Source organism: Streptomyces albiaxialis (assembly GCF_039530985.1).
GTDB lineage: Bacteria > Actinomycetota > Actinomycetes > Streptomycetales > Streptomycetaceae > Streptomyces > Streptomyces albiaxialis.
Window position 1 is genome coordinate 118,302 of the sequence record NZ_BAAAPE010000010.1, and the last position, 24,130, is coordinate 142,431.

General features: G+C 70.9%; 22 protein-coding genes. 9 read left to right on the plus strand and 13 right to left on the minus strand.

Annotated elements, in window-relative coordinates; translation table 11 throughout:
* Positions 1-58: 58 nt before the first annotated feature.
* Complete coding sequence (sufB, locus tag ABD343_RS20375; RefSeq protein ID WP_344530218.1) at positions 59-1,480, minus strand: Fe-S cluster assembly protein SufB; 1,422 nt, start codon at positions 1,478-1,480, stop codon at positions 59-61.
* Positions 1,477-2,250, minus strand: a complete 774-nt coding sequence (locus tag ABD343_RS20380) for a helix-turn-helix transcriptional regulator (RefSeq protein ID WP_344530220.1) — start codon at positions 2,248-2,250, stop codon at positions 1,477-1,479. The genes sufB and ABD343_RS20380 overlap by 4 nt, the downstream gene beginning before the upstream one ends.
* A 172-nt stretch (positions 2,251-2,422) precedes the next feature.
* Between ABD343_RS20380 and ABD343_RS20385 the strand changes: the two genes are divergently transcribed.
* The 3 genes from ABD343_RS20385 (at position 2,423) to ABD343_RS20395 (ending at position 5,398) form a co-directional block, all read left to right on the plus strand.
* On the plus strand, positions 2,423-3,349 hold the full coding sequence (locus ABD343_RS20385) for an ABC transporter ATP-binding protein (RefSeq protein WP_344530222.1): 927 nt from the start codon (positions 2,423-2,425) through the stop codon (positions 3,347-3,349).
* Positions 3,346-4,152 (plus strand): ABC transporter permease, encoded by an 807-nt coding sequence (locus ABD343_RS20390; RefSeq protein ID WP_344530224.1) that lies wholly within the window; start codon positions 3,346-3,348, stop codon positions 4,150-4,152. The genes ABD343_RS20385 and ABD343_RS20390 overlap by 4 nt, the downstream gene beginning before the upstream one ends.
* Positions 4,153-4,249: 97 nt before the next feature.
* Positions 4,250-5,398: a COX15/CtaA family protein gene (locus tag ABD343_RS20395; RefSeq protein WP_344530226.1), complete on the plus strand. Its 1,149-nt coding sequence runs from the start codon at positions 4,250-4,252 to the stop codon at positions 5,396-5,398.
* On the opposite strand, the gene ABD343_RS20400 is transcribed toward ABD343_RS20395, so the two are convergent.
* Complete coding sequence (locus ABD343_RS20400; protein ID WP_344530228.1) at positions 5,353-6,474, minus strand: amidohydrolase; 1,122 nt, start codon at positions 6,472-6,474, stop codon at positions 5,353-5,355. The two genes, ABD343_RS20395 and ABD343_RS20400, sit on opposite strands and share 46 nt — an antisense overlap.
* Positions 6,475-6,593: 119 nt before the next feature.
* Here ABD343_RS20400 and ABD343_RS20405 point away from each other — a divergent pair, with 119 nt between their 5' ends.
* Positions 6,594-6,911: a hypothetical protein gene (locus tag ABD343_RS20405; RefSeq protein WP_344530230.1), complete on the plus strand. Its 318-nt coding sequence runs from the start codon at positions 6,594-6,596 to the stop codon at positions 6,909-6,911.
* Between the two features lie 119 nt (positions 6,912-7,030).
* Here the strand turns inward: ABD343_RS20405 and ABD343_RS20410 are convergent, their stop codons facing one another.
* A complete protein-coding gene (locus tag ABD343_RS20410; protein ID WP_344530232.1) occupies positions 7,031-7,978 on the minus strand; it encodes a heme o synthase in 948 nt (315 codons plus the stop codon).
* A gap of 427 nt (positions 7,979-8,405) precedes the next feature.
* Here ABD343_RS20410 and tkt point away from each other — a divergent pair, with 427 nt between their 5' ends.
* Genes tkt through pgl form a run of 5 tightly spaced genes read left to right on the plus strand, consistent with a single transcriptional unit; the run spans position 8,406 to position 15,045 of the window.
* Positions 8,406-10,481 (plus strand): transketolase, encoded by a 2,076-nt coding sequence (gene tkt / locus ABD343_RS20415; RefSeq protein ID WP_344530234.1) that lies wholly within the window; start codon positions 8,406-8,408, stop codon positions 10,479-10,481.
* Between the two features lie 55 nt (positions 10,482-10,536).
* Positions 10,537-11,655, plus strand: a complete 1,119-nt coding sequence (tal, locus tag ABD343_RS20420; RefSeq protein WP_344530236.1) for a transaldolase — start codon at positions 10,537-10,539, stop codon at positions 11,653-11,655.
* 5 nt (positions 11,656-11,660) lie between these two features.
* Positions 11,661-13,187 carry a glucose-6-phosphate dehydrogenase gene (gene zwf, locus ABD343_RS20425; RefSeq protein ID WP_344530238.1) on the plus strand — a complete coding sequence of 509 codons (1,527 nt, stop codon included), beginning with the start codon at positions 11,661-11,663 and terminating at the stop codon, positions 13,185-13,187.
* Complete coding sequence (opcA, locus tag ABD343_RS20430) at positions 13,184-14,239, plus strand: glucose-6-phosphate dehydrogenase assembly protein OpcA (protein ID WP_344530240.1); 1,056 nt, start codon at positions 13,184-13,186, stop codon at positions 14,237-14,239. The genes zwf and opcA overlap by 4 nt, the downstream gene beginning before the upstream one ends.
* Positions 14,240-14,280: 41 nt before the next feature.
* Positions 14,281-15,045, plus strand: a complete 765-nt coding sequence (gene pgl, locus ABD343_RS20435) for a 6-phosphogluconolactonase (RefSeq protein ID WP_425578232.1) — start codon at positions 14,281-14,283, stop codon at positions 15,043-15,045.
* A 93-nt stretch (positions 15,046-15,138) separates the two neighbouring features.
* Here the strand turns inward: pgl and pgi are convergent, their stop codons facing one another.
* From pgi to rapZ, 9 genes are all read right to left on the minus strand, one after another.
* A complete protein-coding gene (pgi, locus tag ABD343_RS20440) occupies positions 15,139-16,797 on the minus strand; it encodes a glucose-6-phosphate isomerase (RefSeq protein ID WP_344530244.1) in 1,659 nt (552 codons plus the stop codon).
* A 160-nt stretch (positions 16,798-16,957) separates the two neighbouring features.
* The gene (locus ABD343_RS20445; RefSeq protein ID WP_079101126.1) at positions 16,958-17,293 is read right to left on the minus strand and encodes an RNA polymerase-binding protein RbpA; all 336 of its coding nucleotides are present in this window, start codon (positions 17,291-17,293) and stop codon (positions 16,958-16,960) included.
* A gap of 186 nt (positions 17,294-17,479) precedes the next feature.
* Positions 17,480-17,716, minus strand: coding sequence for a preprotein translocase subunit SecG (gene secG, locus ABD343_RS20450; protein WP_344530248.1), 237 nt, complete (start codon positions 17,714-17,716; stop codon positions 17,480-17,482).
* A gap of 135 nt (positions 17,717-17,851) precedes the next feature.
* Positions 17,852-18,628: a triose-phosphate isomerase gene (tpiA, locus tag ABD343_RS20455; protein WP_344530250.1), complete on the minus strand. Its 777-nt coding sequence runs from the start codon at positions 18,626-18,628 to the stop codon at positions 17,852-17,854.
* A 7-nt stretch (positions 18,629-18,635) separates the two neighbouring features.
* Complete coding sequence (locus ABD343_RS20460) at positions 18,636-19,847, minus strand: phosphoglycerate kinase (protein WP_344530252.1); 1,212 nt, start codon at positions 19,845-19,847, stop codon at positions 18,636-18,638.
* Between the two features lie 100 nt (positions 19,848-19,947).
* Positions 19,948-20,952, minus strand: a complete 1,005-nt coding sequence (gap, locus tag ABD343_RS20465) for a type I glyceraldehyde-3-phosphate dehydrogenase (protein WP_344530254.1) — start codon at positions 20,950-20,952, stop codon at positions 19,948-19,950.
* A gap of 156 nt (positions 20,953-21,108) precedes the next feature.
* Positions 21,109-22,086: a DNA-binding protein WhiA gene (gene whiA / locus ABD343_RS20470; RefSeq protein WP_344530256.1), complete on the minus strand. Its 978-nt coding sequence runs from the start codon at positions 22,084-22,086 to the stop codon at positions 21,109-21,111.
* Complete coding sequence (locus tag ABD343_RS20475; RefSeq protein WP_344530258.1) at positions 22,077-23,120, minus strand: gluconeogenesis factor YvcK family protein; 1,044 nt, start codon at positions 23,118-23,120, stop codon at positions 22,077-22,079. The genes whiA and ABD343_RS20475 overlap by 10 nt, the downstream gene beginning before the upstream one ends.
* On the minus strand, positions 23,117-24,088 hold the full coding sequence (rapZ, locus tag ABD343_RS20480) for an RNase adapter RapZ (protein ID WP_344530260.1): 972 nt from the start codon (positions 24,086-24,088) through the stop codon (positions 23,117-23,119). The genes ABD343_RS20475 and rapZ overlap by 4 nt, the downstream gene beginning before the upstream one ends.
* Positions 24,089-24,130: the final 42 nt, after the last annotated feature.

The window sequence follows — 24,130 nt, forward strand, 5'->3', positions numbered from 1 at the left end:
TCGTGTTGCTCGCTTTCTGGATTCATGAGAGGGGGCTGGACGAGAGGAACGGGCGGCGTCAGCCGACCGCGCCCTCCATCTGCAGCTCGATCAGCCGGTTCAGCTCCAGCGCGTACTCCATGGGCAGCTCCTTGGCGATCGGCTCCACGAAACCGCGGACGATCATGGCCATGGCCTCGTCCTCGGACAGGCCGCGGCTCATCAGGTAGAAGAGCTGGTCGTCGCTGACCTTGGAGACCGTCGCCTCGTGGCCCATGGTGACGTCGTCCTCGCGGACGTCCACGTACGGGTACGTGTCCGAGCGGGAGATGGTGTCGACCAGGAGCGCGTCGCACAGCACGTTGGACTTCGAGCCCTCCGCGCCCTCGCCGATCTCGATCAGGCCGCGGTACGACGTACGCCCACCGCCGCGGGCCACCGACTTCGAGACGATGTTGGAGGACGTGCGGGGCGCCATGTGCACCATCTTGGCGCCGGCGTCCTGGTGCTGGCCCTCGCCCGCGAAGGCGACGGACAGGGTCTCGCCCTTGGCGTGCTCACCCATCAGGTAGACCGCGGGGTACTTCATCGTCACCTTGGAGCCGAGGTTTCCGTCGACCCACTCCATGGTCGCGCCCTCGTAGGCCACGGCGCGCTTGGTGACCAGGTTGTAGACGTTGTTCGACCAGTTCTGGATCGTCGTGTAGCGGCAGCGGCCGCCCTTCTTGACGATGATCTCGACGACGGCGGAGTGCAGCGAGTCCGAGTTGTAGATCGGAGCGGTGCAGCCCTCGACGTAGTGCACGTACGCGTCCTCGTCGACGATGATGAGGGTGCGCTCGAACTGGCCCATGTTCTCCGTGTTGATCCGGAAGTAGGCCTGGAGCGGGATGTCGACGTGGACGCCCGGCGGGACGTAGATGAAGGAGCCGCCGGACCAGACCGCGGTGTTGAGCGCCGCGAACTTGTTGTCACCCGCGGGGATGACGGTGCCGAAGTGCTCCTGGAACAGCTCCGGGTGCTCCTTGAGCGCCGTGTCGGTGTCCAGGAAGAGGACGCCCTTCTCCTCCAGGTCCTCGCGGATCTGGTGGTAGACGACCTCCGACTCGTACTGCGCGGCGACGCCCGCGACGAGGCGCTGCTTCTCCGCCTCGGGGATGCCGAGCTTGTCGTACGTGTTCTTGATGTCCTCCGGCAGGTCCTCCCAGGACTGGGCCTGCTTCTCGGTGGACCGCACGAAGTACTTGATGTTCTCGAAGTCGATGCCGGAGAGGTCCGAGCCCCAGTTCGGCATGGGCTTCTTCTGGAAGAGCTTGTGCCCCTTCAGGCGGAGCTTGAGCATCCAGTCGGGCTCGTCCTTCTTCGACGAGATGTCACGGACGACCTCGTCGGAGAGGCCGCGCTTGGCGGCGGCACCGGCGGCGTCGGAGTCGGCCCAGCCGTACTCATACTTGCCCAGCCCCTCCAGCTCGGGGTGAGCAGTCTCCGTAGGAGCAGTCATGCGGGGTTCCTCCCGGCCTCGTTCACAGATGCGGTGGCTTTGGTGGCTTCGCTGGTCTTACTGGTGGTCTTCTGATGTGCCTGGGGGATGAACGTGGTGCACACCCCGTCGCCGTGCGCGATGGTCGCCAGGCGCTGCACATGGGTGCCGAGCAGCCGGGAGAAGACCTCGGTCTCCGCCTCGCAGAGCTGCGGGAACTGCTCGGCGGTGTGGGCCACCGGACAGTGGTGCTGGCAGAGCTGCTCCCCGGCCGAGGAGGGCGCACTGCGCGCCGTGGCAGCGTACCCGTCCTCCGTCAGGGCCTCGGCCAGCGCCCTGGCGCGCTCCTCGGGCGGCACGCTCTCCAGGGCCGCCCGGTATTTCTCCGCCTGCGCCGCGATACGGGCGCGGGCGAAGGCCGCGACGGCGGCCTCACCGACCTCGCCGCCTCCCGCGGTCTGGGCGATCCAGCGGAGGGCGTCGGCGGCGAGCTGGTCATAGGCCTGGTCGAAGGCGTCCCGGCCGCAGTCCGTCAGGGCGAAGACCTTGGCGGGGCGGCCACGGCCCCTCGATCCGTAGACCCGCTTCTCGCGGGGCTCCACGACGCCCTCTGCCGCGAGCGCGTCGAGGTGGCGGCGGACCGCGGCCTGGGTCAGCTCCAGGCGGAGCGCCAGCTCGGCCGCGGTCGACGGGCCGTGGTCGAGGATGGAACGCGCGACCTTGTTGCGCGTGCCGTGCTGTTCATCCGGGGCGCCGGACGCGGTCGGTCCGGCGGTGGCCTGTGCGGCCATCGCGCGCTTCTCCCGAGCCTCGCCCCTCTTTTTCACAACGCCATTGTTGCTTAATTCCGCGGAGCCCGGCAACCCGCGTCTGTGACCTGGCGCAATGGGGTGCGTCACGTAAGGCGGGCCTTACCTCGGGCCCGGGCCCGGCGGCCGGGAGGGGCTCCCTAGACTTCCTTCCATGCACTCTTCTGCGGCTGTGGAAGTCGCGGGGCTGGTGAAGAGGTACGGAGACAAGACCGCCGTCGACGGGCTCGACCTGTCGGTCGCGCGCGGTTCGGTCACCGCCTTCCTCGGCCCCAACGGCGCGGGCAAGACCACCACCATCGAGACCTGCGAGGGCTACCGCCGCCCGGACGCGGGCACCGTCCGCGTGCTCGGCCTCGACCCCGTCGCCCAGGGCGCCGAGCTGCGCCCCAGGATCGGCGTGATGCTCCAGAGCGGCGGGATCTACCCCACCGCGCGCGCCGAGGAGACCCTGCGCCACATGGCCACGCTGCACGCGCATCCGCTGGAGGTGGGCCCCCTCATCGAGCGCCTGGGCCTGGACTCCTGCGGCCGTACGCCCTACCGGCGGCTCTCGGGCGGACAGCAGCAGCGCCTCTCCCTCGCGCTCGCCCTGGTCGGCCGGCCCGAGCTGGTCTTCCTGGACGAGCCCACCGCCGGGCTCGACCCGCAGGCCCGCCACGCCACCTGGGACCTCGTACGGGAGCTGCGGTCCGACGGCGTCACGGTCGTCCTCACCACGCACTACATGGAGGAGGCCGAGGAGCTGTCCGACGAGGTCGCCATCGTGGACGGCGGCAAGGTCGTCACCCAGGGGCCGCCCGAGGTGCTGTGCAAGGGCGGCGCGGAGAACACCCTGAGATTCGGCGGACGCCCGGGTTTGGATCTCAACTCATTGCTGAAGGCGCTGCCCTCCGAAACCGTCGCCGTGGAGCTGAGCCCGGGCAGCTACCGCCTGACCGGTACGGTCGATCCCCAGCTCCTGGCCACCGTGACGTCCTGGTGCGCGCAGAACGGCGTCCTGCCCGACCGCATCTCGGTCGAGCGCCGCACCCTGGAGGACGTCTTCCTGGAGCTGACGGGGAGGGATCTGCGGTCATGAGCGCCCACGGAACGACGAAGGGCCCCACGGACGGCGCGACAGGAGGCACCTTCGCCCCGAAGCCCGGAGCCGCGCCCCTCCCCCGGATGATCCGGGCCCAGGCGACGCTGGAGACGCGGACCCTCCTGCGCAACGGGGAGCAGCTCCTGCTCACCGTGGTCATCCCGACCCTGCTGCTCGTCCTCTTCAGCGCGGTGGACATCGTGGACACGGGCGCGGGCGACCGCGTCGACTTCCTCGCGCCCGGCATCCTCGCGCTCGCGGTGCTCTCCACGGCCTTCACGGGCCAGGCCATCTCGACGGGGTTCGAGCGCCGGTACGGCGTGCTCAAGCGGCTCGGCGCCTCCCCGCTGCCCCGGTGGGGCCTGATGACGGCGAAGACGTGCTCCGTCCTCGTCATCGAGCTGCTCCAGGTCGTGCTGCTGACCGTGGTCGCCCTCGCGCTGGGCTGGTCGCCGCACGGCAATCCCGCGGCCGTACTCCTGCTGCTCGTCCTCGGTACCGCGGCCTTCTCCGGGCTCGGGCTGCTGATGGCCGGGACGCTCCGGGCGGAGGCGACGCTGGCCGCCGCGAACCTGGTCTTCATCCTGCTGCTGATCGGCGGCGGCGTGATCGTCCCGCTGGACAAGTTCCCGGACGGCGCGCAGGACGTGCTGGGCCTGCTGCCGATCTCCGCGCTCTCCGACGGGCTGCGGGACGTCCTCCAGCACGGCGCCGGGATGCCCTGGGGCGACCTGGGGATCCTCGCGGTCTGGGCGGTGCTCGGGCTGGGCGCGGCGGCGCGTTTCTTCAAGTGGGAGTGAGACCCCCGCACCCCCGCGCCCCCGGTACCCCGCCCCCCCGGAACCCGGAACAGCCCCCTCGTGAACGCGCGCACAAGCACCGCTCTACGATGGGCCCGTGCCGAATCTGCTCGAAGTCGTACGTAACCCCATCGCGTACATCGCCGCGCGCTGGACGCCCACCCAGCGCACCGTCCAGCGGGCCGCTCTGACCGCGCTGGTCCTGAGCGTGATCATCGTCGTGTCCGGTGGGGCCGTGCGGCTCACGGGGTCCGGGCTGGGCTGCGACACCTGGCCCAAGTGCAGCGAGGACAGCCTCACCGCCACCTCCGAGATGGGCTTCCACGGTGCCGTGGAGTTCGGCAACCGGATGATGACGTGGGTGCTGTCCGCCGCCGTCGGCTGGGCGATCATCACGGTCCGCTCCGCGAAGCCCGCGCGCCGGGAGCTGAGCCGGCTGGCCTGGTCCCAGTTCTGGCTGGTGATGGCGAACGGCGTCATCGGCGGCATCACCGTGCTGATGAAGCTGAACCCGTACACGGTCGCGGGCCACTTCCTGCTGGCCACCGGGTTGCTGACCGTCACCACGCTGACCTGGCTGCGCGCCCGCGAGGGCGACAGCCCGCCGCGCCCGCTGGTCGGCAAGGCCATCAAGCAGCTCGTGTACGTGCTGACCGCCGTGACCGCGCTGCTGATCATCGTGGGCACGGCCGTCACCGGCTCCGGGAAGCACGCGGGCGACAGCAGCGACGTGCCGCGCATGCCGTTCGACTGGAAGACCGTCGCGCAGATCCACGCCGACCTCGCGTGGGTCGTGGTCGCGCTGACGCTCGCGCTGTGGTTCGTGCTGCGCGCGGTGGACGCGCCCGTCGGGCCCAAGCACCGCATCCGCGACCTGTTCCTGATCCTGATGGCCCAGGGCGCCATCGGCTACGTGCAGTACTTCACCGACGTCCCCGAGGTGCTGGTCGCCGCGCACCTGCTCGGCTCCACGGCCGTATGGATCGGCGTGCTGCGCGTCCTGCTGTCGCTGCGCGAGCGCGGCCTGCCGCAGTCCGGGGAATCGGCGTCCGGGGACACCGGGACCACCGGGGACACCGAGGCCGACACGGGCACCAAGGCCGGCGGGGACACTGAGACCGCCGGGGAGACCGAGGCGTCCGCGGAGACCGAGGCCGCCGTTCCCGCGCCCGCGCGGGACGGCGAGCGGGAGAGCGCGCCTCAGCAGGCGGCCGCCCCCTCCCCCTCCCCCACCCCCAGCCGGTAGAGCCGGGACGCGTTCCCGCTCCCCACGCGGGCGGCGATACGGGACGCGTCCCCGGGCGCGCAGACACCCTCCGCGACCCACTCGGCCAGCAGCCTGCCGAGCGCGCCGGTGAAGGCCCGCGCCCGTACGACGTACAGCTCGGGCAGCGCCCGCGCCCCCGTCGAGAACAGCAGCTTCGCGAACGGCGCCTCCGCCAGCGTCTCGGCCGGGCGCGGCCCCACGTCCGCGTGGACGTGGGGGAAGACGGCCGCCAGTCGGGCGGCCGCGCGGTGGTACGGGCGCCGGGCCAGCAGCACCACCTCGGCGCCCCGCCCCTCGCTCGCCCGCAGGAAGCCCTCCAGCGGCGCCGGGTCCCCGCAGCGGAGCTGCACGGGACGCCCCGTCGCCAGTGCGCCCCACACCAGGTGCCGGACGAGCACGGGCTCCTCGGGCGGGACGCGCCCCGGTATGCGGCGCGGCGGCAGCGCTGCCGCCGCGGCGGCGCGGCGCCGCAGCCGGCGCCCCGCGGCGCGCAGCACCTCGCCGGGCCCGGGCGGCTCGCCCTCGTGGAAGGCGGCGGCGCAGGTGAAGGCGGCGGCGCCGCGCGCGGCCGTGTGAAGGGCCTCGGCGGTGTTGGTGACGAAGGCGCGGACGGAGCCCGAGGTGTCGGCGACCTGCGCGGCCAGCGACTCCAGGCAGACCGCCTCGCGCGCCCTGCCGCCGGACGCGGCGGCCAGCTCGCCGGGCGAGGTCAGCCCGTGCGCCTCGGGGCCGTACGTCCCCTCCGTCGCGCCGGAGACCAGGAAGCAGCGGATGCCGCTGCCCCGCAGGAGCGCGCGGGCGACGGCGAACGCCCCCAGCTCGCGCCGCCGCGCCAGGTAGAGGGCCGGCGGGCAGTGCGGCTCCAGGCCGAGCAGGGGCGGGCACCAGCGGCGTACGGCCAGCCCCGGGCCGCTGTCGTAGAAACTGCCGTGGCCCGGCGGAACTCCGCCCTCGGCGGCGGCCAGATGCGTCTCGAAGGTCGCGAGCCCCAGATCGGTGTGGAGCACCCCGTAGCCGTGCTGGTCGACGAGCGGAACCGAAGGGAACCCAGCCATCCGCCCTCCTCTCCCCCACCGGGTCTAACGTCCGGGCGGACGTTGGGTGGCGCCCCCCGGCGGCCGCGGGATCCGGGCACCCGTCGCCAACGGCACTACCCGCCGGTAGCATCTGCCGCATGGCAGCAGACACCAGCAAGAAGGCGGCGCGGCTCGCCAAGGAGATCGGCGCGTTCGTCCGCGCGCACGGCGGCAGCGCCGAGGGGCAGATCGCCTACGTCGGCGAGAAGGGCTTCCGCGTCTCCCTGGTCGGCGAGGACGGCGGCTGGGGCGACCTGATGGCCCCGTCCCGGGAGATCGCCGAGCAGGCACTGGAGCAGGCCGGGGTCACCGTCAAGGAGAGCTTCGACGGCGAGATGGCCGACCGCGTGCGCACGGGCCCGTACGAGTGGACCCGGATGGCCGGGGTCCAGATCGGCGGCCCGGCGAACCCGTAGCCCGGGCGGGCATACGGAAGGGCATACGGAAGGGGCGGGAGAACGACCGTACGGTCGTTCTCCCGCCCCTTCCGTATGCCGTGAGGCCGGATCTCAGCGCAGGATCTCAGCGCAGGACCTCAGCGCAGGAACGGGTCGATCGCCACGGCGATGAACACCAGCGACACATAGGTGATCGACCAGTGGAAGAGCCGCATCTCCTTGAGCTTGGCCCCCGTCAGGCCGGCGCGGGCGCGGGCGCGCAGGGCGTGCGCCTCCCAGAGCCAGAGGCCGCCCGCGAGCAGCGCGACGACGGGGTAGAACCAGCCGACGTACCCCAGCGGCCACAGCAGGAGCGAGGTCCCGACCATCACCCAGCTATAGATCACGATCTGGTTGGCGACGACCTTGTTGCCCGCCACGACGGGGAGCATCGGGACGCCGACACGCGCGTAGTCGTCCTTCACCTTCATGGACAGCGGCCAGTAGTGCGGCGGCGTCCAGAAGAACATCACCATGAAGAGGATGACGGCGGCCCAGCTCACCTCGTTCGTGACGGAGGACCAGCCGATCAGGACGGGCATGCAGCCCGCGATGCCGCCCCACACGATGTTCTGCGACGTGCGCCGCTTGAGAAGCATCGTGTAGACGAGCACGTAGAAGAGGAGGGCGCCCAGGGCGAGGAAGCCGGAGAGCCAGTTGACCAGGAGGCCCAGCATCAGCGTGGAGACCACGGCCAGCGTGATGCCGAAGGCCAGGCACTCGCGGGGACTGACCATCCCGGTGACCACGGGACGCTGCTCGGTGCGGTGCATGAGCGCGTCGATGTCGCGGTCGATGTACATGTTCAGCGCGTTCGCGCCGCCCGCGGACAGATAGCCGCCCACGCACGTGACCAGCACCAGCGTCAGGTCCGGCACGCCCTGGGCGGCCAGGAACATGACGGGGATGGTCGTCATGAGCAGCAGTTCGATGATCCGGGGCTTGGTGAGCGCGATGAACGCCTTGACCCGGGCCCCGAACGGCCGGTTGCGGGTACTGCTGTCAAGCACCCCCGGGGGACGGGATTCAACGGCCGTCACGGACACCCCTGATCGCCTCAAGAACCAGCGAGCGCACGGATGTGAGCACCCGTCCAAGCTCGCGCGTACCACGCCACTTTAGACGTTGGGCCGACCTGGCCAGCCATGGGGGGTCGGTCGTGTTGGCTCCGCGCCGCGCTCGCCCCTCCCCGGCCGCCGTCCGAGGCGCCACCGGCGCGTACCGCCGTGTCCGGGAGGCGGATCGCGGGCACAGACGGCAGCCTGGAGGGGTGCCGCGCGGCGCTCCGGCACGCCGCTCCCGCGCCCGTGGGACGGAATAGCGGAGGGCCGGAAATGGTTGCCCTGGGTGTCCAGTGACCAGCCGGTGAACACGCGAAAAGTGGCATGTCCTGGCGGAGGTACGCTCGACACCGCCCGGTGAGTGCATAGAGGCACCGGCCATCGAACATGTGGAGAGGAGCCCTGACGCAGGGTGAGCACCAAGCCGACCACCACAGATCTTGAGTGGACCGAACTGGACCAGCGGGCCGTGGACACCGTCCGGGTGCTGGCCATGGACTCCGTGCAGAAGGTCGGCAACGGCCATCCCGGTACGGCCATGAGCCTGGCCCCCGTCGCGTACCTGCTCTACCAGAAGCTGATGCGGCACGACCCGACCGACCCGAAGTGGACGGGCCGGGACCGGTTCGTCCTCTCCGCCGGTCACTCCAGCCTGACCCAGTACATCCAGCTCTTCCTCGCGGGATACGGGCTGGAGATGGACGACCTGAAGTCGTTCCGCACCTGGGGCAGCCGCACCCCGGGGCACCCGGAGTACGGGCACACGGTCGGCGTCGAGACGACGACGGGCCCGCTCGGCCAGGGCGTCGCCAATGCCGTGGGCATGGCCATGGCCGCGCGGTACGAGCGCGGGCTGTTCGACCCGGAGGCCCCGAAGGGCGAGTCGCCGTTCGACCACACCGTCTGGGTCATCGCCGGTGACGGCGACCTGGAGGAGGGCATCTCGTCCGAGGCGTCCTCCCTCGCGGGTCACCAGAAGCTGGGCAACCTGGTGGTGCTGTGGGACGACAACCACATCTCCATCGAGGGCGACACGGAGACCGCCATCTCCGAGGACACGGTCGCGCGGTACGAGGCGTACGGCTGGCACGTCCAGCGCGTCGACCAGCTCCCCAACGGCGACCTGGACCCGCAGGGGCTCTACGAGGCGCTGCGCGCCGCGCAGGCCGAGACCGAGCGCCCCTCGTTCATCGCGGCCCGCTCGATCATCGCCTGGCCCGCGCCGAACGCGCAGGACACCGAGGCGGCCCACGGCGCCGCGCTCGGCGACGAAGAGGTCGCGGCCACCAAGAAGGTGCTGGGCTTCGACCCGGAGAAGCACTTCTTCATCTCCGACGAGGTGCTGGCCCACGTCCGCAAGGCCATCGACCGGGGCCGTGAGGCCCACGCGGCCTGGGACAAGCGGCTCGCCGAGTGGCGCGAGGCCAACCCGGAGCGGGCCGCCGAGTTCGACCGCATCAGCGCGGGCGAGCTGCCCGACGGCTGGGAGAAGTCCCTGCCGGTCTTCCCGGCGGGCGAGTCCGTGGCCACCCGCAAGGCCTCCGGCAATGTGCTGAAGGCGCTCGGCTCGGTCATCCCCGAGCTGTGGGGCGGCTCGGCCGACCTGGCGGGGTCGAACAACACGACGTTCGCCAAGACCTCCTTCCTCCCGGAGGGCAACCCGCTGCCGAACGCCGATCCGTACGGCCGCACCGTGCACTTCGGCATCCGCGAGCACGCCATGGGCTCGACCATGAACGGCATCGCGCTGCACGGCAACACCCGGGTCTACGGCGGCACCTTCCTGGTGTTCTCCGACTACATGCGTCCGGCGGTCCGCCTCGCGGCCCTGATGCAGGCCCCCGTGACGTACGTATGGACGCACGACTCCATCGGCCTCGGCGAGGACGGCCCGACGCACCAGCCGGTCGAGCACCTCTCGGCGCTCCGCGCCATCCCGGGGCTGAACATCGTGCGCCCGGCCGACGCCAACGAGACGGCGGTCGCCTGGGCCGAGATCACCCGCCGGCACAGCGTCAAGCCCGCGCCGCACGGCCTCGCGCTCACCCGCCAGGGCGTGCCGACGTACGAGGCGAACCCGGCGGCGGCCAAGGGCGGTTACGTCCTGCTGGAGGCCGAGGGCGGTCACCCGAAGGTGATCCTCATCGGCACCGGCTCCGAGGTGCAGCTCGCCGTCGAGGCGCGCGAGCGGCTCCAGGCCGAGGGCGTCCCGACCCGCGTGGTCTCGATGCCGTCCGTCGAGTGGTTCGAGGAGCAGGACCAGGCGTACCGCGACAGTGTCCTGCTGCCGGACGTGAAGGCGCGCGTGGCCGTCGAGGCGGGCATCGGCCTGACCTGGCACCGCTTCGTGGGCGAGGCCGGCCGGATCGTCTCGCTGGAGCACTTCGGCGCCTCGGCCGACGGCAAGGTCCTCTTCAAGGAGTTCGGCCTCACGCCGGAGGCCGTGCACCTGGCGGCCAAGGAATCGCTCGACGCCGCGGCCCGCTGAGGCCGCACCCCCTATCTGCAGACCGCTCTCAACAAGCACAGGAGATGCGAATCCCATGACAGACGCACTCAAGCGCCTCTCCGACGAAGGCGTCGCGATCTGGCTGGACGACCTGTCGCGCAAGCGCATCACGTCGGGCAACCTCGCCGAACTCATCGACGAGCAGCACGTCGTGGGCGTCACGACCAACCCGTCGATCTTCCAGAAGGCGATTTCCTCGGGCGACGGTTACGAGCAGCAGCTCGCGGACCTCGCCAGCCGCGGCGTGACGGTCGAAGAGGCCATCCGCATGATCACCACGGCCGACGTCCGGGACGCGGCCGACATCCTGCGCCCCGTCTTCGACGCGACCGGCGGCAAGGACGGCCGGGTCTCCATCGAGGTCGACCCGCGCCTGGCGCACAACACGACGGCGACCGTCGCGGAGGCCCGCCAGCTCGCGTGGCTGGTGGACCGCCCGAACACGCTCATCAAGATCCCGGCCACCCGTGCCGGGCTCCCCGCGATCACCGAGACGATCGGCAAGGGCATCAGCGTCAACGTCACGCTGATCTTCTCCCTGGAGCGCTACCGCGAGGTCATGGACGCCTACATGGCGGGCCTGGAGAAGGCCAAGGCCCTGGGCCTGGACCTCTCCAAGATCCACTCGGTGGCCTCGTTCTTCGTCTCCCGCGTGGACACCGAGATCGACAAGCGGCTCGCCGCCGTCGGCACGGACCAGTCCAAGGAGCTGAAGAGCAAGTCGGGCCTGGCCAACGCCCGCCTGGCCTACCAGGCGTACGAGGCGGTCCTCGCCTCCGACCGCTGGCAGACCCTGGAGAAGGCGGGGGCGAACGCGCAGCGTCCGCTGTGGGCCTCCACCGGCGTCAAGGACCCCGAGCTGCCCGACACGCTCTACGTCGCGGGCCTCGTCGCGCCCAACACGGTCAACACCATGCCCGAGGCCACCCTGGAGGCCACCGGCGACCACGGCGAGATCACCGGCGACACCGTCCGCGGCACCTACCAGGAGTCGCAGGAGGTGCTGGACGCCGTCGGCAAGCTCGGCATCTCCTACGACGAGGTGGTGCAGGTGCTGGAGGACGAGGGCGTGGAGAAGTTCGAGGCGTCCTGGAACGAGCTGCTGAAGTCCACCGAGGCCGAGCTCCAGCGCCTCGCCCCGAAGGAGGCGTAACCGAGTTGAGCAGCGCAGCCAACCCGCTGCGTGACGCCCAGGACCGACGGCTCCCGCGCATCGCGGGGCCGTCGGGCCTGGTCATCTTCGGCGTCACGGGTGATTTGTCACGCAAAAAGCTGATGCCTGCCGTCTACGATCTCGCCAACCGCGGCCTCCTCCCGCCGGGCTTCTCGCTCGTCGGCTTCGCCCGCCGCGACTGGGAGAACGAGGACTTCGCGCAGGTCGTCCACGACGCCGTGAAGGAGCACGCCCGTACGCCGTTCCGCGAGGAGGTCTGGCAGCAGCTCGCCGAGGGCATGCGCTTCGTGCCGGGCGTCTTCGACGACGACGAGGCGTTCGAGACCCTCCGCTCCACCATCGAGGAGCTGGACAAGTCCCGCGGCACGGGCGGCAACTTCGCCTTCTACCTCTCCGTACCGCCGAAGTTCTTCCCCACCGTCGTCTCGCAGCTCAAGAAGCACGGGCTGTCCGACGGCGGCACGGACTCCTGGCGCCGCGCGGTCATCGAGAAGCCCTTCGGCCACGACCTGAAGAGCGCGCAGGAGCTGAACGCGGTCGTCCACGAGGTCTTCAAGCCGCACGAGGTCTTCCGCATCGACCACTACCTCGGCAAGGAGACCGTCCAGAACATTCTGGCGGTCCGCTTCGCGAACACCATGTTCGAGCCGCTGTGGAACCGGTCGTACGTCGACCATGTGCAGATCACCATGGCCGAGGACATCGGCATCGGCGGCCGCGCGGGCTATTACGACGGCATCGGCTCGGCCCGTGACGTCATCCAGAACCACCTGCTCCAGCTCCTCGCGCTGACCGCCATGGAGGAGCCCACCTCCTTCGACGCCAAGGCGCTGCTCACCGAGAAGCTCAAGGTGCTCAACTCCGTCCGGCTGCCGAAGGACCTGGGCAGGCACACGGTCCGCGGACAGTACGCGGCGGGCTGGCAGGGCGGCGAGAAGGTCGCCGGCTATCTCGACGAGGACGGCATCGACCCCAAGTCGAAGACCGACACCTACGCCGCGATCAAGCTGGAGATCGACAACCGCCGCTGGGCGGGCGTCCCCTTCTACCTGCGCACCGGCAAGCGGCTCGGCCGCCGCGTCACCGAGATCGCGGTCGTCTTCCAGCGCGCCCCGCACTCCCCGTTCGACGCGACCGACACCCAGGAGCTGGGTCAGAACGCGTTCGTCATCCGTGTCCAGCCGGACGAGGGCGTGACGATCCGCTTCGGCTCCAAGGTGCCCGGCACGCAGATGGAGATCCGGGACGTGACGATGGACTTCGCGTACGGCGAGTCGTTCACCGAATCGAGCCCGGAGGCGTACGAGCGCCTCATCCTCGACGTCCTGCTGGGCGACGCGAACCTCTTCCCCCGGCACCAGGAGGTCGAGCGCTCCTGGGAGATCCTCGACCCCGTCGAGGAGTACTGGGACAAGCACGGGAAGCCCGAGCAGTACCCCGCCGGGACCTGGGGTCCCCAGGCCGCCGACGAAATGCTCGCACGCGACGGACGGAGCTGGCGTCGGCCATGAACATCGACCTCACGGACACCACGTCCAGCCGCATCAACGCCGAACTGGTCAAGGCGCGGCGGGCCCTCGGCTCGCCCGCCACCGGGATGGTCCTGACCCTCGTCATCGTCACCGACGAGGGCAACCACTACGACGCGCTCAAGGCCGCGAGCGGCGCCTCCAAGGAGCACCCCTCGCGCATCCTCGTCGTCGTACGCCGCCCGGGGCGCTCCCCGCGCGACCGCGCGCAGCACCGGCTCGACGCCGAGGTGCGCATGGGCAGCGACGCGGGCTCGGGAGAAACGGTCATCCTGCGCCTCCACGGCGAGCTGGCCTCCCACGCCCACAGCGTCGTCCTGCCGCTCCTGCTGCCCGACGCCCCCGTGGTCGTCTGGTGGCCCGAGGACGCACCGGAGCACCCCTCCGAGGACAAGCTGGGCCGCCTCGCGCAGCGCCGCATCACCGACGCGGCCGCGACGGAGGACCCCGTGGGCGCCCTCGGCCTGCGGGCCAGCACCTACGCCCCGGGCGACACGGACCTGTCCTGGACCCGCATCACGCCCTGGCGCAGCGTCCTCGCCTCCTCGCTGGACCAGAAGCACTCGAAGATCCACGGAGCGGTCGTCGAGGGCGAGGAGTACAACCCGTCGAGCGAGCTGCTCGCCCTCTGGCTCGCCGAGCGCCTCCGCGTCCCGGTCGACCGGAAGATCTCCGAGGGCCCGGGCATCACGGCCGTACGCATGCACACGGCGGACGGCGAGATCTGCCTGGACCGCGCCGACGGCTCGCTCGCCGAGCTGTCCGTCCCCGGCCAGCCCGACCGCCACGTGGCGCTCCAGCGCCGCAGCACGGCCGAGCTGATCGCCGAGGAGCTGCGCCGTCTCGACCCGGACGAGGCCTACGCGGAGGCGGTCCGCTTCGGCGTGAACAAGCTCGGCACGGCCGACCCGGAGCACCCCAAGCCGGCCGAACCGGCGGCGGGCACGCCCCCGAAGAAGACGGCCGCGAAGTCGACGGCGCCCGCGAAGAAGGCAGCCGCGTCGAGCGCGGCGAAGAAGGCGGCGGACAAGTGACCGGCGCCCCCCAGATCGTGGTCCACCACGACAAGGAGGAGATGGCCGAGGCCGCGGCGGCACGCCTGATCACCAAGGTGGTCGACGCGCAGTCCTCCCGCGGCTCGGCCTCGGTCGTCCTGACGGGCGGGCGCAACGGCAACGGCCTGCTGGCCGCCCTCGCGGGCTCCCGCGCCCGCGACGCGATCGACTGGTCGCGGCTCGACGTGTGGTGGGGCGACGAGCGGTTCCTCCCGGAGGGCGACCCGGAGCGCAACGCCACCCAGGCGCACGAGGCCCTCCTCGACGCCGTCCCGCTGGACCCCGCCCGGGTCCACGCGATGGCGCCTTCGGACGGCGCGTACGGGGGCGACGTGGAGGCGGCGGCCGAGGCGTACGCGACGGCGCTCGCCGCCGCCGCGCGCCCCGAGACCGCATCACCACCGGCTGGCGCCGGGGGCGGCCCCGTCCCGTCCTTCGACGTCCTCCTCCTGGGCGTCGGCCCGGACACCCATGTGGCCTCGCTCTTCCCCGAGCACCCGGGCGTCCGCGAGACGGACCGTACGGTCGTGGGCGTCCACGGCGCTCCGAAGCCGCCGCCGACCCGTATCTCGCTCACCCTCCCCGCCATCCGCGCGGCCAAGGAGGTCTGGCTCCTGGCCGCGGGCGAGGACAAGGCGAACGCCGTGGCGATGGCCCTCTCCGGCGCGGGCGAACTCCAGGCCCCGGCGGCGGGCGCGTACGGCCGTCAGCGCACCCTCTGGCTCCTCGACGAGCCGGCGGCCTCCCAGCTCCCGAGGGACCTCTATCCCCCGGCCCTGAGCTGACGGAGGGGACACCAGGACACGGGGATACGAGGACACGAAAAGGGGCCCACCGACCGTGGGCCCCTTTCGCGTGCCGTGTCCGCCACGCGCCGCTCAGCGGCCCCGCAGCGAGCGGTAGTGGTCGACCAGGCCCTTCGTCGAGGCGTCCAGCCCCTCCACCTCGGCCCCCTCGACGAGCGCGGGCTCGATCCGCTTGGCGAGGACCTTGCCCAGCTCGACGCCCCACTGGTCGAAGGAGTCGATGTTCCAGACGGCGCCCTGGACGAAGACCTTGTGCTCGTAGAGGGCGACGAGCTGGCCCAGGACGGAGGGGGTCAGCTCCTTCGCGAGGATCGTGGTCGTCGGGTGGTTGCCGCGGAAGGTGCGGTGCGGGACCTGCTCCTCGGGCACGCCCTCGGCACGGACCTCGTCGGCCGTCTTGCCGAAGGCGAGCGCCTGGCCCTGCGCGAAGAGGTTGGCCATGAGCAGGTCGTGCTGGTCGCGCAGCTCGCCCAGTTCGCCGACGGGCCGCGCGAAGCCGAGCAGGTCGGCGGGGATCGTCTTGGTGCCCTGGTGGAGGAGCTGGTAGTAGGCGTGCTGCCCGTTGGTGCCGGGCGTGCCCCAGACGACGGGGCCCGTCTGCCAGTTGACGGGATCGCCCTCGCGGTCGACCGACTTGCCGTTGGACTCCATGTCCAACTGCTGGAGGTACGCGGTGAACTTGGAGAAGTAGTGGCTGTAGGGCAGCACCGCGTGCGACTGGGCGTCGTGGAAATTGCCGTACCAGATGCCCAGCAGGCCCATCAGCAGTGGCGCGTTGGCCTCCGGCGGGGCGGTGCGGAAGTGCTCGTCCACGAGGTGGAAGCCCGCCAGCATCTCGCCGAAGTGCTCGGCGCCGATGGCGACCATGAGGGAGAGGCCGATGGCCGAGTCGTACGAGTAACGGCCGCCGACCCAGTCCCAGAACTCGAACATGTTGTCCGTGTCGATGCCGAACTCCGCGACCTTCGCGGCGTTGGTGGAGACCGCGACGAAGTGCTTGGCCACCGCCGCCGTGTCGCCGCCCATGCCGTCCAGCAGCCACTTCCTGGCCGCCTTGGCGTTGGTGATGGTCTCGATGGTGGTGAAGGTCTTGGACGCGACGATGAAGAGCGTCTCGGCCGGGTCGAGGTCGCGCACGGCCTCGTGCAGGTCGGCGCCGTCGACGTTCGAGACGAAGCGGAAGTCCATCTCGCGGGTGGTGTACGGGCGGAGCGCCTCGTACGCCATCGCGGGGCCGAGGTCCGAGCCGCCGATGCCGATGTTGACGACCGTACGGATGCGCCTGCCGGTGTGACCGGTCCAGTGGCCGCCCCTGACCTTCTCCGCGAAGACACCCATCTTGCGCAGCACCGCGTGCACCTTCGGGACGACGTTCTCCCCGTCGACCTCGATCGTCGCGGACTCGGGGGTGCGCAGCGCGGTGTGCAGCACCGCGCGGTCCTCCGTGATGTTGATCTTCTCACCGGCGAACATCGCGTCCCGCAGCTCCGCGACGCCCGTCGCCCGGGCCAGCTCGCGCAGGAGGCGCAGCGTCTCGTCGGTGATCAGGTGCTTGGAGTAGTCGAGGTGGAGATCGCCGACCCGCAGGGCGTAGCGCTCGGCGCGGCCCGGGTCCTCGGCGAAGAGGGTGCGCAGATGCGTGTCCCCGAACTCCTCCCGGTGCTTGGCCAGCGCGTGCCACTCGGGCGTCTGGTCCAGCCGGGCCCGTTCCTCATGGCCAGCAGCGTTCATCAGCGAATTCACCCATTCTTCTCGTACCGAACCCCGCCGCTCCCACCCTAGAAGACTCCCGCCCCGGAAGATCAGCGGCCCGGCCGCACAGCCACTCGGGCGTGCGCGGCCGGGCCGTCGTCGATGCGAAGGGTGCGGGGGGACCGGTCCGCTCTGCCGGTCAGATCTCTCCCCGGAGCTTGGCGAGCGCCTCGGCGAGAATGGCCTCGCCGTCCGCGTCGCTGCGCCGCTCCCGGACGTAGGCGAGATGCGTCTTGTACGGCTCCGTCCGCGGGGGGTCCGGGGGGTTGTCCCTGTCCTTGCCCGCCGGGAAGCCGCAGCGCGGACAGTCCCAGGTCTCCGGGATCTGCGCGTCGCTGGCGAAGCTCGGCACGGTCTCGTGCCCGTTGGAGCACCAGAAGGAGATGCGGAGGCGCGGCGCGGACTCGCCCCGCTCAGCCTCCCCCATCGGCCCCGCTCCGACCCGGCTTCCCCGGATCGCGTTGCCACTTGCCACGGTCGTAACTCCCTGCCTCACGGTGCTGCGGAGCATCGAAGGGCAGCTCCGCTGAGGGCGCCCTAGTGTACGTAGGGCCCAACGCGCGTCCAGTGACCGGAGTTACTGCGTCGGTTCCGGGACGCGCGCCTCATGATAGGCAGGGAATACGACGCGCTGTCAGCTCTCCTGCAAGCCTCGGGAGCGTCAGTTCTCGAACTTCATCAGCAGGCCGAGCACCACAATCACCGCGAACCACGCCAGACCGACCACGACGGTGATCCGGTCGAGGTTGCGCTCGGCGACAGAGGAACCGCCGACCGAGGACTGCATACCGCCACCGAACATGTCGGAGAGGCCGCCGCCCTTCCCCTTGTGCATCAGCACCAGCAGCAACAGCAGCGCGCTGATGACGATCAGGGCGACTGAGAAGCCAGTAATCACGGCTGGATCAACTCTCTCGGACTCTTGTCGGGACTCATGACTTTTGGAGGCTCTTACGGGGCCGGGCACCACGGCCCGGCCCCGTAAGACTACGACGGGCGACGACCCGGCGTCACACCCTGCGGATCACAGGGCTCACTGATCGCGGAAGCGGACGATCTTGACGAACTCCTCCGCGTCCAGCGAGGCCCCGCCGACGAGCGCGCCGTCGATGTCGGGCTGCGCCATGATCTTCGCGACGTTGCCGGCCTTCACCGAGCCGCCGTACTGGATACGGACCGCCTCGGCGGTCTCCTCGTCGTACAGCTCCCGGATACGGCCGCGGATCGCGCCGCAGACCTCCTGCGCGTCCTCCTCGCCGCAGGTCTTGCCGGTGCCGATGGCCCACACCGGCTCGTACGCGACGACGATCGTGGCGACGTCCTTCTGCGGGACGTCCTTGAGGGCGCCGTCGACCTGCGCGAGGGTGTGCGCGACGTGGTTGCCCGCCTCGCGCACCTCCAGCTCCTCGCCGACGCAGAGGATCGGGGTCAGCCCGTGCTGGAAGGCGGCCTTCACCTTCGCGTTGACCAGCGGCTCGTCCTCGCCGTGGTACTGACGGCGCTCGGAGTGGCCGATGGCGACGTACGTGCAGTTCAGCTTCGCCAGCATCGCGCCGGAGATCTCGCCGGTGTACGCGCCGGACTCGTGCGAGGAGACGTCCTGGGCGCCGTACTTGATCTTCAGCTTGTCGCCGTCGATCAGCGTCTGCACCGAGCGCAGATCGGTGAAGGGGGGAAGGACGGCGACCTCGACGGCCTCGTAGTCCTTCTCCGTCAGCGCGAAGGCGAGCTTCTGGACGTGGGCGATGGCCTCGAGGTGGTTGAGGTTCATCTTCCAGTTGCCCGCCATCAGCGGGGTACGGGTAGTCATCGGGGGGTCAGTCCTCCAGTGCGGCCAGGCCAGGAAGCGTCTTGCCTTCGAGGTACTCGAGGCTGGCGCCGCCGCCGGTCGAAATATGTCCGAACGCGTTCTCGTCGAAGCCCAGCAGGCGGACGGCAGCCGCGCTGTCGCCGCCGCCGACGACCGTGAAGGCCGGGCTGTCGAGCAGTCCCTGCGCCACGGCCCTGGTGCCCTCCGCGTAATCGGGGTGCTCGAAGACGCCCATCGGGCCGTTCCAGAAGACGGTGGCCGTGTCGGCGAGCTTCGCGGCGTAGAGCTTACGGCTCTCGGGGCCGATGTCCAGGCCCATGAGGCCCGCCGGGATCGCGTCGGCGGCGACGGTCTCCGGGTGCGAGGGCGTCTTGGCCTTCAGGTCCGGGAACTCCGCCGCCGCGACCACGTCGACCGGCAGCACGAACTCCACGCCCAGCTCCTCGGCGCGCGCCAGATAGCCCTGGACGGCCGTGACCTGGTCCTCCTGAAGGAGCGAGGTGCCGACGTCGTACCCCTTCGCCTTCAGGAAGGTGTAGGCCATGCCGCCGCCGATGAGGATGCGGTCCGCCTTGGTCAGCAGGTGGTCGATGACGCCGAGCTTGTCGGAGACCTTGGCGCCGCCGAGCACGACCGCGTACGGCCGCCGGACGTCCTCGGTGAGCTTCTTGAGGACGCCGACCTCGGTGGCGATGAGATGACCCGCGGCGTGCGGGAGGCGCGCCGGGAGGTCGTAGACCGAGGCGTGCTTGCGGTGCACGGCGCCGAAGCCGTCGCCGACGTAGCTGTCGGCCAGGGCCGCCAACTCGTCGGCGAACGCGCCCCGTTCGGCGTCGTCCTTGCTCGTCTCGCCCGGGTTGAAGCGGAGGTTCTCCAGCAGCGTGACCCCGCCGTCGGCCAGCGAGCCGACGGTGGCCTTCGCGCTGTCCCCCACGGTGTCCGTCGCGAACGCGACATCCTTCCCGAGGAGTTCACCGAGCCGCTTCGCGACGGGCGCGAGCGAGAACTGCGGGTCCGGGGCGCCCTTGGGGCGGCCCAGGTGCGAGGCGACGACCACCCGCGCGCCGTTCTCGGCGAGCTGGGTGATCGTGGGGACGGCGGCGCGGATGCGTCCGTCGTCGGTGATCGTCCCGCCGTCCAGCGGGACGTTGAGGTCGGCGCGGACGAAGACCCGCTTGCCCGACACACCCTCGTCGACGAGATCGTCGATCGTCTTCATCGATGGCTCCTGCCATTCCTGCCAGTTCATGCCAGTGCTGCATGGGTCAGGGCCCGTGCGGGACGCACGGGCCCTGACCGCCATGCCGTGCGGCGCCGGATCAGAGACGGGCGCCGACGTAGGTGGTGAGGTCGACGAGGCGGTTGGAGTAGCCCCACTCGTTGTCGTACCAGCCGAGGATCTTGACCTGGTTGCCGTCGACCATGGTGATCGAGGCGTCGAAGGTGCAGGAGACCGGCTGGTTGACGATGTCCGAGGAGACGATCGGGTCCTCGGTGTACTCCACGATGCCCTGGAGCTGGCCCTCGGCGGCCTTCTTGAAGGCCGCGTTGACCTCGTCCTTGGTGGTCTCTCGCTTGAGTTCGAGGACCAGGTCGGTGACCGAGCCGGTCGGGACCGGGACGCGCATGGCGATGCCGTCGAGGCGGCCCTTGAGCTGCGGGAGGACCAGCGCGGTGGCCTTGGCGGCGCCCGTGGTGGTCGGGATGATGTTCTCCGCGGCGGCACGCGCGCGGCGCAGGTCCTTGTGCGGGAAGTCCAGGATGCGCTGGTCGTTGGTGTACGCGTGGACCGTCGTCATCAGGCCGCGCTCGATGCCGAAGCTCTCGTCCATGACCTTCGCCATCGGGGCCACACAGTTGGTGGTGCAGGAGGCGTTGGAGATCACGTCGTGCTGCGCGGGGTCGTACTGGTCCTCGTTGACACCCATGACGACGGTGATGTCCTCGTTCTTGGCCGGGGCCGAGATGAGGACCTTCTTCGCGCCGGCGGCGAGGTGCTTGGCCGCGTCCTCGCGCTTGGTGAAGATGCCGGTGGACTCGATGACGATGTCGGCGCCCAGCTCCCCCCACGGGAGGTTGGCCGGGTCCTTCTCCGCCATCGTCTTGAACGTCTGCTTGCCCACCGTGATCGTGTCCTCGGTGTGGCTGACCTCCTGCTTCAGCCGACCGAGGATCGTGTCGTACTTGAGCAGGTGGACGAGTGTGGCGTTGTCGGTCAGGTCGTTGACACCGACGATCTCGATGTCCGCACCCTGGTCCAGCAGCGCGCGGAAGTAGTTGCGGCCGATGCGGCCGAAGCCGTTGATGCCTACGCGGATCGTCACGAAACCGATCTCCTCGCTAGGTACGCCGGTGAGGACACCGGCGTGTGCTGTTTGGGATGTCCCCGACCGTCTCCGACCCTACCTCTCCATCGGGGCGAGGATCACATCGGCCGGGCACGCGCCCGTGGGGGGCGAAACGGGCCCTCCGGACAGGCGTCAGCCGACCATTTCCTCGGTCAGATTGGACTCCGTGCCCGGGATCCCGAGGTCCTGGGCGCGCTTGTCGGCCATGGCCAGCAGGCGCCGGATACGGCCCGCGACCGCGTCCTTCGTGAGGGGCGGATCGGCGAGCGCGCCCAGCTCCTCCAGTGAAGCCTGCTTGTGCTCCATCCGCAGCCTGCCCGCCGCGGCCAGGTGCTCGGGCACCTCGTCCGCGAGGATCTCCAGGGCCCGCTGCACCCGGGCGCCCGCGGCGACGGCGGCCCGGGCCGAACGGCGCAGGTTCGCGTCGTCGAAGTTGGCGAGCCGGTTGGCCGTGGCGCGGACCTCGCGGCGCATCCGCCGCTCCTCCCACGCCAGCACCGAGTCGTGCGCGCCGAGGCGGGTCAGCAGCGCGCCGATCGCGTCACCGTCCCGGACGACGACGCGGTCCACGCCTCGCACCTCGCGCGCCTTCGCCGGGATCTGGAGCCTGCGGGCCGCGCCCACCAGCGCCAGGGCCGCCTCGGGCCCGGGGCAGGTGACCTCCAGGGAGGAGCTGCGGCCCGGCTCGGTCAGCGAGCCGTGCGCGAGGAAGGCCCCACGCCAGGCGGCCTCCGCGTCACAGGTCGCCCCCGAGACCACCTGCGGCGGCAGCCCCCTGATCGGGCGGCCGCGGCCGTCGACCAGCCCCGTCTGGCGTGCGAGCTGATCACCGCCCGCCACGACCCGTACGACGTAGCGGCTGCCCCTGCGAAGTCCGCCGGGGGCCATCACCACCAGGTCGGAGGCGTGCCCGAAGATCTCCAGGATGTCCTTGCGGAGCCGCCGGGCCGCGATGCCCGTGTCCAGCTCCGCCTCGATCACGATGCGCCCGCTCACCAGGTGCAGGCCGCCCGCGAACCGCAGGATCGACGAGACCTCCGATTTCCGGCAGCAGGTCCGGGTGACGGGGAGTCGCGAGATCTCGTCCTTCACCGCAGCCGTCATCGCCATGGGCCGATCCTTCCATGCATCCGAAAAATACGGTCGTACGCGGCGGCGAGGAGCTCCGGATCGTGCTTGGGGCTGCCGTCGAGTGCCGCTACGGGCGCCAGCTCGACCGCCCCGCCCAGCCGCTTGGCGGCCTCGCTCAGGGAATCCTGGTCGGGCACGGCATCCTGGTCGGCCAGCACCACGTCGAAGGCGAGTTTAGGGGCGTGTCGGGCCAAAACCTCCAAATGACGCTGCGGGGAAAAACCATCCGTTTCTCCGGGTTGCGGCGCGAGGTTGAGCGAGAGCACCTTGCGGGCCTTCGTCTCGGTCAGAGCTTCGAGCAGTTCGGGCACCAGCAAGTGGGGGATCACGGACGAGAACCAGGAGCCGGGGCCGAGCACCACCCAGTCCGCGTCGAGCACCGCGCGGACCGCCTCGGGGACGGCCGGCGGGTCGTGCGGGACGAGGTGCACCTCCTGCACCTCGCCGGGCGTGAGCGCGACGGTGGCCTGGCCGCGGACGGTCGTCAGATCGTCGGGGCGGTCGGGGTCGTGCCCGCGCACGCTGGCGCGCAGCTCCAGCGGCACGGCGGACATCGGGAGCACCCTGCCGTGCGCGCCGAGCAGCTTCCCGACCAGGTCGAGGGCCTGGACGTGGTCGCCGAGCTGCTCCCAGAGGGCGACGATCAGCAGATTGCCGACCGCGTGCTCGTGCAGCTCGCCCCGGCTCTCGAAGCGGTGCTGGATGACCTCGGCCCAGGTGCGGCCCCAGTCGTCGTCGCCGCAGAGCGCGGCGAGGGCCTTGCGCAGGTCGCCGGGGGGCAGCACGCCCAGCTCGTCGCGGAGGCGGCCGCTGGAGCCGCCGTCGTCGGCGACGGTGACGACGGCTGTCAGGTCACCGGTGATGCGGCGCAGCGCCGTCAGGGAGGCGGACAGGCCCATGCCGCCGCCCAGCGCCACCACCTTGGGCTGCTTCGCCGAGGAGCCGCGCGGCCTGACGAGGTGCCGGAGCCTGACCGTTCTGCGCGGCGGCGTCGGCGTCGGATTCGGTGTCACTCACGCCCCATGTCCCGGTGGACGACGACCGTCTCCACTCCTTCGTCGGACAGCCTGCGGGCCAGCTTCTCGGACATGGCCACGCTGCGGTGCTTGCCGCCCGTACAGCCGACGGCGATGGTCACGTACCGCTTGCCCTCGCGGCGGTAGCCCGCGGCGATGAGCTGGAGCAGCTCCGCGTACCGGTCGAGGAACTCCTTGGCCCCCGGCTGGTTGAAGACGTAGTTGGACACCTCCTCGCTGGTGCCCGTGTACGGACGCAGCTCCGGGACCCAGTGCGGGTTCGGCAGGAAGCGGCAGTCGACGACGAGGTCGGCGTCGACGGGCAGCCCGTACTTGTATCCGAACGACATGACCGTGGCCCGCAGCTCCGGCTCCTCGTCGCCCGCGAACTGGGCGTCGAGCTTCGCGCGCAGCTCGTGCACGTTCAGGCTGGAGGTGTCGATGACCAGGTCGGCGTCGCCGCGCAGCTCGCGCAGCAGGTCGCGCTCGGCGGCGATGCCGTCCACGATGCGCCCGTCGCCCTGGAGCGGGTGCGGGCGGCGGACGGACTCGAAGCGCCGGACGAGCGCGTCGTCCGAGGCCTCCAGGAAAACGATCCGCCGCGAGACGTGGAAGGCCGCGAGGTCCGCCAGGGCGCCCTTGAGGTTGTCGAAGAAGTTGCGCCCGCGGACGTCCACGACGACCGCGATCCGGGCCACGTTCCCCTGCGAGCGCGCGCCCAGCTCGACCATGGTGGGGATCAGCTCGGGCGGCAGATTGTCGACCACGAACCAGCCGAGGTCCTCCAGACACTTCGCCGCCGTGCTGCGTCCCGCGCCGGACATCCCGGAGATGATCACCAGCTCCGGGATGGTGGCGCTGCCCGTCTCCTCGGTCTCACCGTGTGTGGGCGTGCTCACCTGTGCTCCGTCTCCGCGCTGCTCGTACTGCTCGTGCTGATCACGCTGGTCACGCTCCGCACTCATGCTGCTGCTCATCCCGCTCATCCCCCGACGTCTCACCTGGGG

Excerpts from the sequence above, each read along its gene's own strand:
- sufB (WP_344530218.1), bottom strand. The coding sequence starts at position 1,480 with ATGACTGCTCCTACGGAGACTGCTCACCCCGAGCTGGAGGGGCTGGGC.
- ABD343_RS20380 (WP_344530220.1), bottom strand. The coding sequence starts at position 2,250 with ATGGCCGCACAGGCCACCGCCGGACCGACCGCGTCCGGCGCCCCGGAT.
- ABD343_RS20385 (WP_344530222.1), top strand. The coding sequence starts at position 2,423 with ATGCACTCTTCTGCGGCTGTGGAAGTCGCGGGGCTGGTGAAGAGGTAC.
- ABD343_RS20390 (WP_344530224.1), top strand. The coding sequence starts at position 3,346 with ATGAGCGCCCACGGAACGACGAAGGGCCCCACGGACGGCGCGACAGGA.
- ABD343_RS20400 (WP_344530228.1), bottom strand. The coding sequence starts at position 6,474 with ATGGCTGGGTTCCCTTCGGTTCCGCTCGTCGACCAGCACGGCTACGGG.
- ABD343_RS20405 (WP_344530230.1), top strand. The coding sequence starts at position 6,594 with ATGGCAGCAGACACCAGCAAGAAGGCGGCGCGGCTCGCCAAGGAGATC.
- tal (WP_344530236.1), top strand. The coding sequence starts at position 10,537 with ATGACAGACGCACTCAAGCGCCTCTCCGACGAAGGCGTCGCGATCTGG.
- opcA (WP_344530240.1), top strand. The coding sequence starts at position 13,184 with ATGAACATCGACCTCACGGACACCACGTCCAGCCGCATCAACGCCGAA.
- pgl (WP_425578232.1), top strand. The coding sequence starts at position 14,281 with ATGGCCGAGGCCGCGGCGGCACGCCTGATCACCAAGGTGGTCGACGCG.
- pgi (WP_344530244.1), bottom strand. The coding sequence starts at position 16,797 with ATGAACGCTGCTGGCCATGAGGAACGGGCCCGGCTGGACCAGACGCCC.
- tpiA (WP_344530250.1), bottom strand. The coding sequence starts at position 18,628 with ATGACTACCCGTACCCCGCTGATGGCGGGCAACTGGAAGATGAACCTC.
- ABD343_RS20460 (WP_344530252.1), bottom strand. The coding sequence starts at position 19,847 with ATGAAGACGATCGACGATCTCGTCGACGAGGGTGTGTCGGGCAAGCGG.
- whiA (WP_344530256.1), bottom strand. The coding sequence starts at position 22,086 with ATGGCGATGACGGCTGCGGTGAAGGACGAGATCTCGCGACTCCCCGTC.
- rapZ (WP_344530260.1), bottom strand. The coding sequence starts at position 24,088 with ATGAGTGCGGAGCGTGACCAGCGTGATCAGCACGAGCAGTACGAGCAG.